Genomic DNA, 13,599 nt, shown 5'->3' with positions numbered 1-13,599 from the left:
AGGTCCAGCGCCACGGCGAGGTCGGGACCGGACAGGGCGGCGGCCACCGAGCGGGCGGCGGCGGCGGGCGCGGCGGCGACGCCGGCCTCGGGCGTGGCCATGTCGGCGCGGGCCAGCTCCAGCAACCGTCCGACCAGGGCCGAGAGCCGCGCGTTGTCGGCTGCGATGTTGGCCAGGAAGCGCTCGCGCTCGGCCTGGCTCATGGTCGGATAGTGGTCCTGCAGGAGCTCGATGGCCCCGCGCACCCCGGCCAGGGGCGTCTTGAACTCGTGGCTGAGGGCGGCGGCGAAGTCGCGCAGGTAGCGCGAGCGCTTGTCGATCGCCGCGGCCATGGCCCGGAAATCGTCATAGAGCGCCTGGATCTCGACGGCGGCGGTGGTCGGGGTCTCGGGCGGCTCGCCCCGGCCCTGGGCCATGGCGCGGGTGGCGGCGCTGAGCTGCTCGATCGGCCGGGTGACCCCGCGCGACACCAGGCCCGCCAGACCGAACAGCACCAGCACGATGACCCCGGCGCCGACCAGCAGCTTGCCGCGATCCTCGTGCAGCCCCTTGAACAGGCCGCGCGGCGAGCGCGACAGCAGCAGCACGCCGACGGTGCGCCCGCCGACCGTCACCGGCCGGGCGTGGTGCAGGCGCACGGCCGAGGCCCGGCTCAGCCATTCCCAGACATAGCGCGGACGGTACTGGCCGATCCGCCGCAGCACGGTCTCCGACCGGCCGGACAGGGCGTCGCGCACCTCGGGCAGGGCCGAGAGGTCGCCGCCGGTCCCAAGGCCCCGCACGACGCGGCCGTGGGCGTCGGTCAGGACGATGGCGGCCAGGGTGCTGCGGGTGGTGTCGGCGAAGATGTGGTCGAGGCGCGCGGCGGCGGCCACGGCGCCGGGTTCGGGCGCTCCAGTGGGTTTCGGCGACGGCCGCTCGGGCAGGATGCGGGCGGCCGACAGGTCGATGCTGGGCTTTTCGGGGCGGTAGTAGGCGGGGTCTTCGGGATCCGGTTCGGGCAGGGCGGACGGCGGTGGCGCTCCGGGCCACAGCGCCGCCGTCGCCGCCGCCAGGGCCGCGCCCTGGGCGTTCAGTTCGGCCTCGGTCTGGCGCACCAGGGTGTTCTCGTAGCTGCGCAGGAAGATCCCGCCCAGCGCCGGCATGGCGGCGGCGAACAGCAGCACCGCCAGCAGGATCGAGCGCAGGCGCAGGGCCGGCCAGCGGCGCTTGACCGCGTCCTTGAAAGCCGACAGCGCGGCGATCACGCCTGCGCGTCCTGGCCCTGGCAGGCCCCCAGGCGGTAGCCGACCCCGGGGCGGGTCTCGACCACGTCCACCCCGCCCAGCCTGGCGAACTTGGCGCGCAGGTTGCGCACGTGGCTGTCGATGGTGCGGTCGGTGAGGGCGAAGCCGGGGCCGCGCAGCTTGTCGATGATGGCGTCGCGGGTGAACACCCGGCGTGGGGCGCTGGCCAGGGTCCAGAGGATGCCGAACTCGGTGACGGTCAGCGCCGTCTCGGTCTCGCCCCAGGCCGCCCGCCAGGCGTCGGCCTCGAGGCTGAGGCGGCCGTGGCTGACCAGCTTGGCCTCCTCGGCCGGCGGCGGGGCGGCGGCCGAGGCGCGGCGCAGGATCGCGGCGACCCGGGCCGTCACCTCGCGCGGGCTGAACGGCTTGACCACATAGTCGTCGGCGCCCAGCTCGATGCCCAGCACCCGGTCGATCTCGTCGTCGCGCGACGACAGCAGCAGCACCGGCAGCTGGCCCTCGGCGCGGATGCGGCGGCAGACGTCCAGGCCGTTGAGGCGCGGCATGTTGATGTCCAGCACCACCAGGGCCGGCTTGTGGGCGGCGATCGCCTCCAGCGCGGCCTCGCCGTCGGCGGCCTCGACCGTGGCGTAGCCGGCCTTGCCCAGGGCGAAGGCCAGCAGCTCGCGGATGTGGGGCTCGTCGTCGACGATCAGGATCGGCTGAGTCATGGCGCAGATGTTCCGCTTGCGACGTCCGGGGTCAACGGTTCGCTGTAGGGTTGGGGCGGCGTTTCGGGCGCGCTCGGGCCGATCTGCTGGCCCCGGCAGTCCAGCGTGCCGGCCGGAACCGGGATGGTTCGGTCGCGCGGCGCGATCAGCAGGGCCTCGTCCAGGCGCCGCTGGCCGCGCCAGGACCAGCCGCGCCACTTGGCCTGGCGGGGTTCCAGGTCGTTCAGCACCGTCTCGCGCGACCAGGCCACGCGGGCCGCCAGCAGCGGGGGCAGGGCGGTCGCCCGCAGCTGGCTGAGGGCCACGACCGAGGCGGGACCCAGGCGCTCCAGGTAGCAGACGTCCAGCGCCTCGCCGTCGCCGCCCAGTTCGCGGGCGTGGCGCACGTTCCAGGCGGCGGCGATCGAGCCGAGGTCCACCACCGTGCAGGCGGCCAGCATCAGGCCGGCGGCGGCGAGGTTGGCGTTGATCAGCCAGCCGGCGCTCTTGGCGCGCAGCATCCGCCAGCAGATCAGCAGCAGGCCAAGGCCGACCAGCGCCATCCAGATCAGGGCCGCCAGCCGCAGGCGGGTGAGGGCGTAGACCTCCACATAGTCGAGGGTGCGCAGGATCGACGAGGCGACGAGGAAGAGGTTCTGCGCCACCCACAGCACCACCAGCCGCCGCAGCCACGTCGATCGCGCCGTCGCCGAGCCGGGCGCCAGGGCGACCAGCACGAAGAGGCCGGCCAGCAGGGCCGTGGCGATCAGCGGATAGGCGCCGCGATGGGCGTATTCGGCCAGGGTCACGCCCTGCGGCAGCGGCGCGCGCGACCACAGAAAGGCCAGGTCCAGGCCGTTCTGCAGGGCGAAGATCGTGTTGAACACCACCAGCGACAGGCCGACCGAGGCGACGCTGAGACCGGGCAGGGGCGCGGCGCCGGGCTTGGCGGCGGGCAGGCCCCAGAGCGGACGCTTGAAGCTGGGCCGCAGCAGCATCCAGACCCCGAACAGCACGATGACGGCGAAGCCGATGCGGGGCAGGTCGATCTGGGGGATGCGCCACTGGGCCACGGCCTGGGCGATCACCGGATTGGCGATGGTGAAGAGCGCCAGGAACACCGCGCCGCCGACGATGGGCAGCACCAGTACGGGCAGGCGACGCAGGGCCGCGCCCGATCCCGGCGCGCGCTTGCGGGCCTTCATGAAGTCGCGGAACGGGGCGACGAGACCCAGGACCAGCAGGGTCGCCAGCCGTTGCAGCCAGCGCCAGGCGTCCTCATGCCGGCCCGCGCGGGCGGCCAGCACCGCCACGGCGATGGCGACCGCCCACAGGACAAAGGCCAGCAGGCCGGGCGCCTCGATCATCACGACGCCGAAGACCGTCGCGGCCAGCAGCCAGGCCCAGGCCCGGCGCGCGGCGGGATTAACGAGGACGACGGCGATGGTCGCCAGCAGGCAGAAGCCGCCCAGGGTCGCGCCGGCGGCATAGCCCCAGAACAGCTGGTCGGCGGCCAGCACCAGCAGGGCGGCGGCCACCGGTTTCATCCAGAAGGGCGCGGCGGCGGGCGGCGGGCGGAAGGCTTTCATCGGAGGTCCCCATCAGCGGAGCCTTCCCGATAGCCGCGCGGCTTGCAGCCCCGGCGGCGAGGCCGTGCACGGCCCGCCCGATCGCCGTGCAGAACCGGTGCAGAGACGAAAAAGGGCGGCGCATCGCTGCGCCGCCCGAAGTCGGAGGGGACTTAAGAACAGAGGGAAGAAAGTAGTCGGGACGCCCTTAGGCGGCCTGTTCGCCCTCGATCAGGCTGGCGGTGTCGGCGCCGGTGTTGATCGGGATGGTGCGGGCCTTGAGGGCTTCGGGCAGTTCGCGCTTCAGCGAGATGGTCAGCAGGCCGTCGGCGAGGGCGGCGTCGGTCACCACCACGTAGTCGGCCAGCTGGAAGCGGCGGTCGAAATTGCGCTCGGCGAGACCGCGATGCAGGTAGCGCTTGGCTTCGTCATTGGCCGCCTTGCGGCCCGAGACGGTCAGCAGGCCTTCCTTGGCCTCGATCGACAGTTCTTCCGGCTTGAAGCCGGCGACGGCGATCTCGATGCGGTAGGAATTCTCGTCGGTGCGCTCGATGTTGTAGGGCGGATAGCCGGAGGCGGCTTCGGTCTTGGCGGCGGCGTCGAGTTGCGCGGCCAGGCGGTCGAAGCCGACGAGCGAACGGTAAAGGGGCGACAGGTCGATCGTACGCATAGATATAGAACCTTCTCTTCAAGCAAGGTTGCGATGTGTGTTCGGACCTTCGACGACCCGATCTCGGCCTCGTCTGCGATCCGGAAGGCCCGGTTTTCCAGCGCCTTCGGTTGAATAGTTGGGAGGTCGATTTTCGACTTCAAGGGGTGCGTCATTCAGTTTCGGAATCGCTTGATCGCGGTTCGCGTGCGGCTAAGGTCGGCGCGCCCGGAACGCGGGCCGACGACGGAGACAGACGCCATGCCCGCCCGCCGCCATTTGCTCATTCTCGCCGCCCTCGCGGCGCTCGCGCCCGCCACCGGCGCCCTGGCCGCCGACGCGGCCCTGAAGACCGCCATCGCCGCGCCCGACCGCACCCCCGCCAGCGTCGCCCGCGACGGCGCCCGCCATCCCTATGAGAGCCTGGTGTTCTGGGGGCTGAAGCCCGGCCAGACGGTGATCGAGGTCTCGCCCGGCGGCGGCTACTGGACCGAGATCCTGGCGCCCTACGCCAAGGCCACCAAGGGAACCTACGTGGCCGGCGTCGCCGACCTGGCCAATCCCAAGCTGTCGGACGGCGCCCGCAAGGGCCGCGCGGCCTTCGAGGCGCGGTTCGCCGACGAGGCCAAGTACGGCAAGGTCAAGTTCGTCGACTTCGGGCCGGTGGCCGCGCCGCTGGGCGCGCCGGGCTCGGCCGACCTGGTTCTGACCGCCCGCAACGTCCACAACTGGACCATCCAGCCGGGCGTCGCCGACAAGCTGTTCGCCGACTTCTTCGCCGTGCTGAAGCCGGGCGGGATTCTGGCGATCGAGGAGCACCGCGCCGATCCGGCCGACGAGAAGAGCGCCGGGGCCAACGGCTATCTGTCGACCGCCACGGTCGTGGCCCTGGCCGAACGGGCCGGCTTCAAGCTGGACGCCAAGTCCGAGATCAACGCCAACCCCAAGGACACCAAGGACCACCCGTTCGGCGTCTGGACCCTGCCGCCGGTGCGCCAGTCGGCCCCGTCGGGCCAGCCGGCTGATCCCAACTTCGACCGCGCCAAGTACGACGCGATCGGCGAGAGCGACCGCATGACCCTGCGCTTCAGGAAGCCGGCGTGATCGGTCGGCGCCATTTCGCCCCTGCGCCCGCGGGCCGCGGGCGTGTTTTTGCCAAGGTCACGGCCTAGGCTGGATCCATGAGTAGAGGGGGATTGATGGATCCGGCGTATTCGTGGTCGCGTCGCGGCCTGCTGGTCGCCGCCGGCGCGGCGGGCCTGGTCGGTTGCGGCCGCAAGAAGGACGAACCGGCCAAGGCGCCCGCGGCCAAGGCCGAGCCCAAGGGCGGTCCGACCACCCTGGCCGGCGCCGTGGCCGGCGACTGGCGCACCAGCGCGGACAAGGCCCGCGACGCCTGGCGTCATCCGGTGCAGAGCCTGGAGTTCTGGGACGTCCGTCCCGGCCAGACCGTCGTCGAGTTCTGGCCGGGCGCGGGCTGGTACACCGAGATCCTGGCCCCGTTCCTGGCGGCCACCGGCGGCAAGCTCTACGAGGCTGTGCTCGAGGCTGATCCCGCCGATCCCGCCGCCGCCGAGATCGTCGCCGCCTATCGCCGCAAGCTGGAGGAAAAGCCCAGGCTCTACGGCAAGGTCGAGATCACCACCTTCGGCCGGGGCAGCGGTCCCGTCGCGCCAGCGGGAAGCGTCGATCGCGTGCTGTTCCTGCGCAACCTGCACAACTGGATGGCGGGCGGCATCGCCGAGAAGGCCTTCAAGGACGCCCTGGCGGCGCTGAAGCCCGGCGGCGTCCTGGGCGTCGAGGAGCACCGGGGCGAACCGGGTCGCGTGCAGGACGTGCTGGCCGCCGACGGCTATGTGCAGCAGGCCTATGTCGAGCAGCTGGCCAAGGAGGCCGGGTTCGAGCTGGCCGGATCCAGCGAGATCAACGCCAATCCGAAAGACACCAAGGACCATCCGTTCGGCGTCTGGACCCTGCCGCCGACCCGCCTGTCGGCGCCGCGCGGCGAGCCGGCCGAGCCCGACTTCGACCACGCCAAGTACGACGCCATCGGGGAGAGCGACCGCATGACCCTCAAGTTCGTGAAGCCGAAATGAGCGCCCGCCTTGCGAGGCGGACGCTCGTCGCCGCCGCCGTCCTGACCCTGGCGGCCGGTTCGGTCGCCTTGGCCCAGGGGAACAAGGTCGCCCCGGCCGACAAGGTGTTCGGTTACCTGGAGAACTTCCTCAAGGTGCCGGCCCAGGAGCGTTCGCGCACCCGCGTGGCCTACCGCGTGACCCGCGACGGCAAGCCCGCCGAGGGCCTGAAGGCCATGCTGGTCGATGCGGGCGGGGCGCGCACGCCGTTGCCGATCAGCGCCGATGGCCGCTTCGAGCGCCTGCCGACCCTGGCCCAGCTGCAGGGCGGGGCCAAGGTCGAGTTCGACGCGCCGGCCGACGCCAAGTTCGGCTCGACCCTGATCATCGAGCCGGTGCTGAAGCCGGCGGCCGAGTACGAGGCCGGCGAGCTGAAGGTGGTTCTGGACTCCACCAACGGCGTCATCGGCAGGGCGGCCGGGCCGATGGCCATGCTGGCGCCGAAGATGACCGGCTTCAGCTTTCCGGGCGCTTCCGGCGGCGTCGTGGTCGGCGCCGACGGCAAGACCCAGGCCCTGCCGCTGGCGGGCAAAGCCCCGATCTACCGGCTTTCCGACTTCAAGGGCGCGACCCGCATTCGCCTGTCCGGGACGCCCTCGCAGGTGCGCTTCATCCAGAGCAAAAAATAGGGTGGAGAGCGTCTAAACGGTGTTTACTTGCGCCGCGCGCCCGGCCAGGGTGCACGCCAAGTTCTCACGCGCATTATTGAACGCGCAAATAAGAGGGAGATCGCGTTTCATGGCCACTCTGCAGGAAATCACCGACAAGATCAAAACCGCCGTCGGCGACGACAGCGGCCTCGGCAAGAGCCTGAAGTTCGACCTGAAGGGCGAAGGCGTCATCCTGATCGATGGCGGTTCGGTCACCAACGACGACGGTCCGGCCGACCTGACCATGACCCTGTCGAAGGAAGACTTCCTGGCCATCGGCGCCGGTTCGCTCGACCCGACCATGGCCGTCATGACCGGCAAGCTGAAGCTGTCGGACATGGGCGCGGCGATGGCGCTGCAGTCCAAGATGGCGGCGCTGTTCTCCAAGCTGCGCTAAGCCGATGGGGGAGCCCGCGCCTCTGGTCTCGATTCCCGAGGCGCCGGTTCCCGACCACGGCCAGGCCGAATGGTTTCGCGGCGCGGACGGGGCGACCCTCCGCGCCGCACTATTTTCGCCTGAAGGCGCTGCGCGCGGATCGGTGGTCGTCAGCCCCGGCCGCAGCGAACCGATCGAGAAGTACTACGAGGTCGTTTCCGACCTCCTGGCCCGGGGCTTCGTCGTCCTGGTGCACGACTGGCGAGGGCAGGGGCTCTCGCACCGCATGCTGCCCGATCGGCTGAAGGGTCACGCGGCCGGCTTCCACGATTTTCTCGGCGACTACCAGGCCCTGCTGACCGCCTTCGAGGCGCGCCTGCCCAAGCCCTGGATCGCGCTGGGCCATTCGATGGGCGGCTGCCTGACCAGCCTCGTCCTGGCCCATGGCGAGACCCGCTTTTCCGCCTGCGTGCTGTCGGCCCCGATGCTGGGCCTGAACCCGGGACGTACGCCGGCGTTCCTGGCGCGGGGTCTGGCGTGGCTCGCCGCCCGCACGCCGCTGCGGGGCGACTATGTGCTGGGCGACGTCGGCGATCCGTTCAAGCACGTCTTCCCGCAGGACGCCCTGACCCACGACGGCGCCCGCTACGCCCGCCATCAGGCGCAGATCCGCGCCAATCCGGATATCGCGCTTGGCGGCATCACCTGGGGCTGGACCGATTTTGCGTTCTCCGCCTGCGACTGGCTGGCCCGCGCGCCGGGCATCGAGGCCATCGCGATCCCGGTGACCATCGTCGGGGCGGGGATCGACACCCGGGTGCTGACCTCGTCCCAGAAGGCGATCGCCGCCCGTATTCGGAAGGGCCGCTACCTCGAGATCGAGGACGCCTTCCACGAGATCCTGATCGAGACCGACGACCGCCGCGCCAGGTTCTGGACCGCGTTCGACGAGACGGTCGATCCGGTCGCCCCGCGATGAGCACATGGCGTCCGAAGCAGGCGGTGCGGGTGGTCGCCATCGGCCTGCTGCGCCATGAGGACCGGCTGCTGGTCGCCGAGGTGCGCAACGACGACGGCTCGGTGAAGGGCTGGCGGCCGTTGGGCGGCGGCGTCGAGTTCGGCGAGACCTCGGAACAGACCCTGCGGCGGGAGTTCCTGGAGGAGACCGGCTTTTCGATCGAGATCGCCGGCCCGCCGACGGTGATCGAGAACCTCTACGAGCACGAGGGCCATACGGGCCACGAGATCATCTTCGTCTACGAGATCACGACGTCTGATCCCAAGGCGATCGCGCGCGACCGCTTCGTGATCAACGAGAACAGCCAGGACGTCTGGGTCGAGTGGGTGTCGCTGGAGCGCTTCGCCGCCGGCGAGCGGCTGCTGCCGGATGGTTTGAAAATCTGATCCTTCTCCCCTTGCGGGAGAAGGTGTCGCCGCAGGCGACGGATGAGGGGTCTCTCAGACCCGTCCTCATCCTCATTTTCGCAGCGGCCCCGACCTTCGACCCCTCATCCGACCTGCTTCGCAGGCCACCTTCTCCCGCAAGGGGAGAAGGACTTATTTCGCCGACCGCTTCAGGGCCACCAGCGCCTCGTCGAGCACGCGCTGGTCGCCGGCGATGGCCATCTGGCCGCCGTGCTGGCCGATCGGGGCGCCGCGCCAGTCGGTGACCACGCCGCCGGCGCCTTCGATCAGGGGGATGGCGGCCTCGACGTCCCAGCTCTTCAGGCCGGCCTCGATGACCATGTCCATCGTACCGGCCGCGACCATGGCGTAGGCGTAGGCGTCGCAGCCCAGGCGGGCCAGCTTGGCGGCCGCGCGCACCTGGCGCCAGGCGCCCAGCTCGGCGCCGTCGAAGCAGGCTTCCGGATCGGTGGTGGCGATGATGGCGTCGGTCAGCACGGCGCAGGGGCGCACGCGCAGGGGCTTTTCGCCGCCGCGGGCGATCAGGCGCGAGCCGGCGGCGGCCGAACCGACATAGATTTCGTCCAGATAGGGCTGGCCGATCGAGCCCAGCACGGGACGGCCCTGATGGCGCAGGCCGATCAGGGTGGTCCACAGGGGCAGGCCCGAGATGAAGGCGCGCGTGCCGTCGACGGGGTCCAGCACCCAGACGAACTCGGCGTCCGGCCGGTCCTCGCCGTATTCCTCGCCGATCACCCCGTGCTCGGGATAGCGCTCGGAAATCAGCTTGCGGATCGCCGCTTCCGCGCCGCGGTCGGCCTCGGTCACCGGGTCGAACGCCGCGTGGCTTTCGCGCGGCAGGTTCTTGCCCGCCGCCTTGTCCTCCAGCCCGTGATCGGACCGGAACAGCGGCAGGATCGCTCCGGCGGAGGCGCTGTTGAGCTCGACGATGAAGGCGTCGAGGGCGGCGATGCGATCGGCGGAGAGCGTCATGGGCAGGGCTTTAGCCTGCCCTGGCCCGCGACGCTACTCCACTGAACCGCCCGACTGAAGCGTGGGTCAGGCTTCGATCTGCTCGACGCCGTTCAGCGACTTGGCCAGGTCCAGCAGGCGGCGGCGCGGACGCTCGCCGAGCAGGTAGTAGGCCCGGATCAGGTCGATCGTCTCCTTGCGGGCGAACATCTCGCCGCCCTCGGAGTCGTTGTGCGCCGGCGCGGCCTCGCGGGCGGCGAGGTTCGACAGCCCGTCGTAGAAGTAGCCGACCGGCACTTCCAGGGCTTCGGACAGCTGCCACAGGCGCGCGGCCGAGATGCGGTTGGCGCCGCACTCGTATTTCTGGATCTGCTGGAAACGGACGCCCACGGCGCCGGCCAGTTGTTGTTGGGTCAGGCCCAGCAGCCGGCGACGGCGGCGAAGGCGCTTGCCCAGGTGAGTGTCGATGTCATTGCCCATGATGGACCCTTGACCCCCGATGGCTTTTCCCCCGTCCCGAAACGGAACGGTCTGCCCTGACAGCCGCAAGTCGCGCGCCAAGCGAGGCCGAGTCGCCTGAAAGCACCGAAAGCGGACCGTCATGGCCCCGATTGCGGCGATTTCTGGGTGGTAAAATCAGACGATTTCAAAGGCTTAAGGTCAGGTGTTGCCTTGGGGTGACTTCCGTTCCGCGCTGTCCCGCTCTAGTAAGGGGCGATGTCCCAAGTCCGCGCTTCCCGCACTCAAGATTTCTACTGGCGTATCGAGGCCATCGGCTACGACCTGTTCATGGGCCTGTTCCGGATGCTGGGCGTCGATGCGGCCTCGGCCCTGGGCGGCTGGTTCGGGCGCACCTTCGGTCCGCTGAGCGGGGCCCACAAGGTCGCCGACCGCAACCTGCGCCTGGCCTTCCCGGAAAAGGACGCCGCCTGGCGCGCGGGCATGCTGCGCAAGCAGTGGGACGGGCTGGGCCGGACGTTCGGCGAGTTCCCGCTGATGGACAAGCTGCTGCCCTCCACCGGGCGGGTGGAAGTGGTCAACGCAGAGCGCCTGGCCCAGATCGCGCGGGACAGCGAGCCGGTGGTGTTCGTTTCCGGCCACCTGTCGAACTGGGAAGTGATGCCGGCGGCCATCGTCGATTCCGGCGTCACCTGCCAGATGACCTACCGGGCGGCCAACAACCCCTATATCGACGAGCGCATCAAGAAGAGCCGGTTCCGCTACGGCGTGCGGCTGTTCGCCCCCAAGGGCGGCGACGGCGCGCGCGAGCTGCTCGACGCCATGAAGCGCGGCGAGTCGGTGGCGCTGATGAACGACCAGAAGTTCAACGGCGGCGTCGCGGCCCCGTTCTTCGGCCACGACTCGCGCACCGCGCCGGGGCCGACGCGCCTGGCGATCCGCTTCGGGACGGTGCTGCAGCCGATGTCGGTGCAGCGCACCAAGGGGGCGCGCTTCCGGGCCGTGGTCCACGACCCGATCGTCCCGCCCAGCACCGGCGACCGCACGGCCGACATCGAGGCCGGCGTGCGGATGATCAACGCCTTCATGGAAGATCGCATCCGCGAGCGGCCGGAAGAGTGGTTCTGGGTCCACCGCCGCTGGCCCAACGAGGTCTATGCGGCGCTGCTGGCGGGGGAGATCCCCACGAACTGAGACGCCGTGCGTCTTCCTCGCCCTTCGACAGGCTCAGGGTGAGGAAGAGAGCAGGCCTCGCAGTCGAAACCTCATCCTGAGCTTGTCGAAGGACGAGGTTTCGCGAGCGCTAAAGCTCGATCGCGCCCTTGTCGGTGCCGCGGCGGAACGGGCCGCCGTAGTGCGGGTCCTGGCGGCGGCGGCGGCAGGGGCCGAAATAGTCGGCGCTGCGGATGAACGGCCGCGGCTTGAAGATCACCATGTCGATGCGGTCGAGCAGCGAACGGGCCGTGACCGGCTTGACGACGATCTCGGTGACGCCGGCGTCGCGCGCCTCGAACACCCGGTGCCGCTCGGCGAAGCCGGTCAGCATGATGATCGGCAGGAACGGGTCGGTGCTGTCGGGCGAGTTGCGCACCAGCTGGGTGAACTGCACCCCGTCCAGCGGCGACATCTTGAAGTCGACGATGGCGATGTCGATCTGCCGATCCTTGAGGATCTGTAGGCCCTCGGCCCCGTCGATCGCCTCGTGCACGTGGCGCACGCCCACGCCCTTCAGGATCGTGCTGACGATGGCCCGCATGTGGTGGTTATCGTCCACCAGGAGGAAACGGAGCTTGTCTAGCACCGCGGACATGCGGGTTTACGCCTCATACGCGAATTTCAGGGCGGGCTGGGGATAACCATAACGACAGGGGGCTGTCGATAGGGGCTGTCCCCAAATGGTGAAGTTTGCACCGTTCACTGTCGCATTCCCGCGTCAGCCACCCAGAGACTGGGGTCGAGATTGCGGTCGCGCCACTTCAGGCGCCAGCAGAGGTGCGGACCCGTAGCCCGGCCCTCCTTGCCGACCGCGCCGATCCGCTGGCCCTGGACCACCCGCTGGCCGGGAGTCACGTCGATGCGGGAGAGGTGCAGATAGGCGCTGATCAGGCCCTGGCCGTGGTCGATCAGGATCAGCCCGCCCTCGAAGTGCAGGCCGGTCTCGGCGAAGGCGACGACGCCGTCCGCCGGGGCGACCACGGGCGCGCCGACCGGTGCGGCCAGGTCGACGCCGTAGTGGGGGCGCTTGGGCTCGCCGTTGAGGATGCGCTGGCCGCCGAAGCTGGACGACCGGCGCGTGGCCTTCACCGGCCAGATGAAACCCGTGCGGAAGAAGTCGCCGTCGATGCGGCTGGAAAAGCCTGTCGCCTTGCGCGCGCCCTCGGCGGCGATGCGGGCCAGCAGGGCCGGATCGTCGGGCGTGACCTGCGACGGCGGCAGGCCGTCGATGCGCTGGATGTCGAAGGTTCCGGGCGCGATCGCCACGCGGTGGCTGGCCGAGCCGTCGGGCGTCTGCACCGTGATCTCGGCGGTCGGCGGGGCGTCGCGGTCGAAGCCGATCACGAACCAACCATCGGCCGAGCTCTGGGCGACGGGCACGCCGTCCACCAGCACGTCGGCGCGCGGCGCGGTGCGGCCGACGGCGTAGCCGCCCTGTTCCAGGCGGCCATTCAGCGTCAGGCCAGGGGCCGCGGCGCGGGCGGAGTAGGCGAGGGGAAGGGCGGCGCCGACCAGGACGGCGAGAAGCCCCCGGCGGTTCAGGCCTTGGTCTCCTGCCAGCGCTTCAACGCCTCTTTCGGCGTGGCGTAGGCTTCCTGCAGCTCGGGGCTCCAGTAGCGCAGCGCCTCCAGCGGCACCTTGGCGCCGGTGACGGCGCAGACCACGTACTGGCCGGGGCTGAGCACGGCGAAATCGCCGTCGCCATAGTGCAGGACGGCCAGGCCGGATTTGCCGATGTCGCGATCGTAAGCGTTCATGGGACTCTTCTACGCCAAAGCGCGGGACTAGAACAGATCGCCCTGGCCGGGAGACGGCGGGGGCGTGGGTTTCGGGCGCGAAGCGGCCTTGGGCGCCGCCTGCACGGCGGGAGAGGGCGGGGGAGGCGGCGGCGTCGAGCCTTCGCCATCGATCACCGCGTCGCGTTCGCCCAGCTTGAACTTCAGGTTCACGCGCTCGCCGGCGGCCAGGTCGGCGGCCGAGCGGGCCAGGGTCCCGTCCATCTTGCGGACCAAGGCAAAGCCCAGTTCCAGCGGCCGTTCGGGGTTCAGCGACTGGCGCAGCTTGTCCAGCCCCGCCAGGCGGTCGGCCTCGCGGTCGAGCCGGCGGCGGGCGACGGCGTTGAGGCGGTCCCACAGCGCCGGCAGGCGGGCGTGCTGGGCGGCGCGTTCGGGGGCGCGGCGGGCGGCCAGATCCAGGCCGCGCGACAGGTCGGACAGGCGCTCGGCCTTGGCCTGG

Annotated in this window: 17 protein-coding genes; 7 read left to right on the top strand and 10 right to left on the bottom strand. The window is 70.6% G+C overall.

Going from position 1 to position 13,599, the window contains the following annotated elements; all coding sequences use genetic code 11:
* The 4 genes from DMC18_RS05060 to DMC18_RS05045 form a co-directional block, all read right to left on the bottom strand.
* A partial coding sequence (locus DMC18_RS05060; RefSeq protein ID WP_233248070.1) for a histidine kinase dimerization/phospho-acceptor domain-containing protein occupies window positions 1-1,247 on the bottom strand: 1,247 nt, incomplete at its 3' end.
* Window positions 1,244-1,957 (bottom strand): response regulator transcription factor, encoded by a 714-nt coding sequence (locus DMC18_RS05055; RefSeq protein ID WP_110132740.1) that lies wholly within the window; start codon window positions 1,955-1,957, stop codon window positions 1,244-1,246. The genes DMC18_RS05060 and DMC18_RS05055, both read right to left, overlap by 4 nt.
* Window positions 1,954-3,525 (bottom strand): DUF4173 domain-containing protein, encoded by a 1,572-nt coding sequence (locus DMC18_RS05050; RefSeq protein ID WP_110119038.1) that lies wholly within the window; start codon window positions 3,523-3,525, stop codon window positions 1,954-1,956. The genes DMC18_RS05055 and DMC18_RS05050 overlap by 4 nt, the downstream gene beginning before the upstream one ends.
* 187 nt (window positions 3,526-3,712) lie before the next feature.
* Window positions 3,713-4,174: an Hsp20 family protein gene (locus tag DMC18_RS05045; RefSeq protein WP_110119039.1), complete on the bottom strand. Its 462-nt coding sequence runs from the start codon at window positions 4,172-4,174 to the stop codon at window positions 3,713-3,715.
* A gap of 240 nt (window positions 4,175-4,414) precedes the next feature.
* On the opposite strand from DMC18_RS05045, the gene DMC18_RS05040 reads away from it, so the two are divergent.
* The 6 genes from DMC18_RS05040 to DMC18_RS05015 all read left to right on the top strand — a co-directional run bounded on the left by DMC18_RS05040 (window position 4,415) and on the right by DMC18_RS05015 (window position 8,718).
* Window positions 4,415-5,257, top strand: coding sequence for a class I SAM-dependent methyltransferase (locus tag DMC18_RS05040; protein ID WP_110132739.1), 843 nt, complete (start codon window positions 4,415-4,417; stop codon window positions 5,255-5,257).
* Between the two features lie 95 nt (window positions 5,258-5,352).
* Complete coding sequence (locus tag DMC18_RS05035; protein WP_110119041.1) at window positions 5,353-6,249, top strand: class I SAM-dependent methyltransferase; 897 nt, start codon at window positions 5,353-5,355, stop codon at window positions 6,247-6,249.
* Window positions 6,246-6,917, top strand: a complete 672-nt coding sequence (locus DMC18_RS05030; protein WP_110119042.1) for a hypothetical protein — start codon at window positions 6,246-6,248, stop codon at window positions 6,915-6,917. Before DMC18_RS05035 ends, DMC18_RS05030 begins: the two co-directional genes overlap by 4 nt.
* A 109-nt stretch (window positions 6,918-7,026) precedes the next feature.
* Window positions 7,027-7,335, top strand: coding sequence for an SCP2 sterol-binding domain-containing protein (locus DMC18_RS05025; RefSeq protein ID WP_110119043.1), 309 nt, complete (start codon window positions 7,027-7,029; stop codon window positions 7,333-7,335).
* Between the two features lie 4 nt (window positions 7,336-7,339).
* Window positions 7,340-8,293 (top strand): alpha/beta fold hydrolase, encoded by a 954-nt coding sequence (locus DMC18_RS05020; RefSeq protein ID WP_110119044.1) that lies wholly within the window; start codon window positions 7,340-7,342, stop codon window positions 8,291-8,293.
* A complete protein-coding gene (locus DMC18_RS05015; protein WP_110119045.1) occupies window positions 8,290-8,718 on the top strand; it encodes an NUDIX hydrolase in 429 nt (142 codons plus the stop codon). The genes DMC18_RS05020 and DMC18_RS05015 overlap by 4 nt, the downstream gene beginning before the upstream one ends.
* A 153-nt stretch (window positions 8,719-8,871) precedes the next feature.
* On the opposite strand, the gene hisN is transcribed toward DMC18_RS05015, so the two are convergent.
* Entirely contained in the window at window positions 8,872-9,711 is an 840-nt protein-coding gene (gene hisN / locus DMC18_RS05005) for a histidinol-phosphatase (protein ID WP_110119047.1), read from the bottom strand.
* A gap of 66 nt (window positions 9,712-9,777) precedes the next feature.
* Window positions 9,778-10,170: a helix-turn-helix domain-containing protein gene (locus tag DMC18_RS05000; protein WP_110119048.1), complete on the bottom strand. Its 393-nt coding sequence runs from the start codon at window positions 10,168-10,170 to the stop codon at window positions 9,778-9,780.
* A gap of 237 nt (window positions 10,171-10,407) precedes the next feature.
* On the opposite strand from DMC18_RS05000, the gene DMC18_RS04995 reads away from it, so the two are divergent.
* Entirely contained in the window at window positions 10,408-11,343 is a 936-nt protein-coding gene (locus DMC18_RS04995; protein ID WP_110119049.1) for a lysophospholipid acyltransferase family protein, read from the top strand.
* Between the two features lie 109 nt (window positions 11,344-11,452).
* Here DMC18_RS04995 and DMC18_RS04990 read toward each other — a convergent pair whose 3' ends face one another.
* The 4 genes from DMC18_RS04990 to DMC18_RS04975 all read right to left on the bottom strand — a co-directional run.
* Window positions 11,453-11,959, bottom strand: coding sequence for a response regulator (locus DMC18_RS04990; protein ID WP_110119050.1), 507 nt, complete (start codon window positions 11,957-11,959; stop codon window positions 11,453-11,455).
* Between the two features lie 104 nt (window positions 11,960-12,063).
* Entirely contained in the window at window positions 12,064-12,759 is a 696-nt protein-coding gene (locus DMC18_RS04985) for a M23 family metallopeptidase (protein ID WP_233248068.1), read from the bottom strand.
* Between the two features lie 143 nt (window positions 12,760-12,902).
* Window positions 12,903-13,121: a DUF2093 domain-containing protein gene (locus tag DMC18_RS04980; RefSeq protein WP_110119052.1), complete on the bottom strand. Its 219-nt coding sequence runs from the start codon at window positions 13,119-13,121 to the stop codon at window positions 12,903-12,905.
* Window positions 13,122-13,148: 27 nt separating this feature from the next.
* Window positions 13,149-13,599: exodeoxyribonuclease VII large subunit (locus DMC18_RS04975; RefSeq protein ID WP_304538755.1), on the bottom strand; the 451-nt coding region annotated here is incomplete at its 5' end.

This window comes from Caulobacter sp. D5 (assembly GCF_003185805.1).
Classification (GTDB): domain Bacteria; phylum Pseudomonadota; class Alphaproteobacteria; order Caulobacterales; family Caulobacteraceae; genus Caulobacter.
Note: the sequence above shows the minus strand (reverse complement) of the source record. Positions and strands in the feature narration are given on the sequence as shown.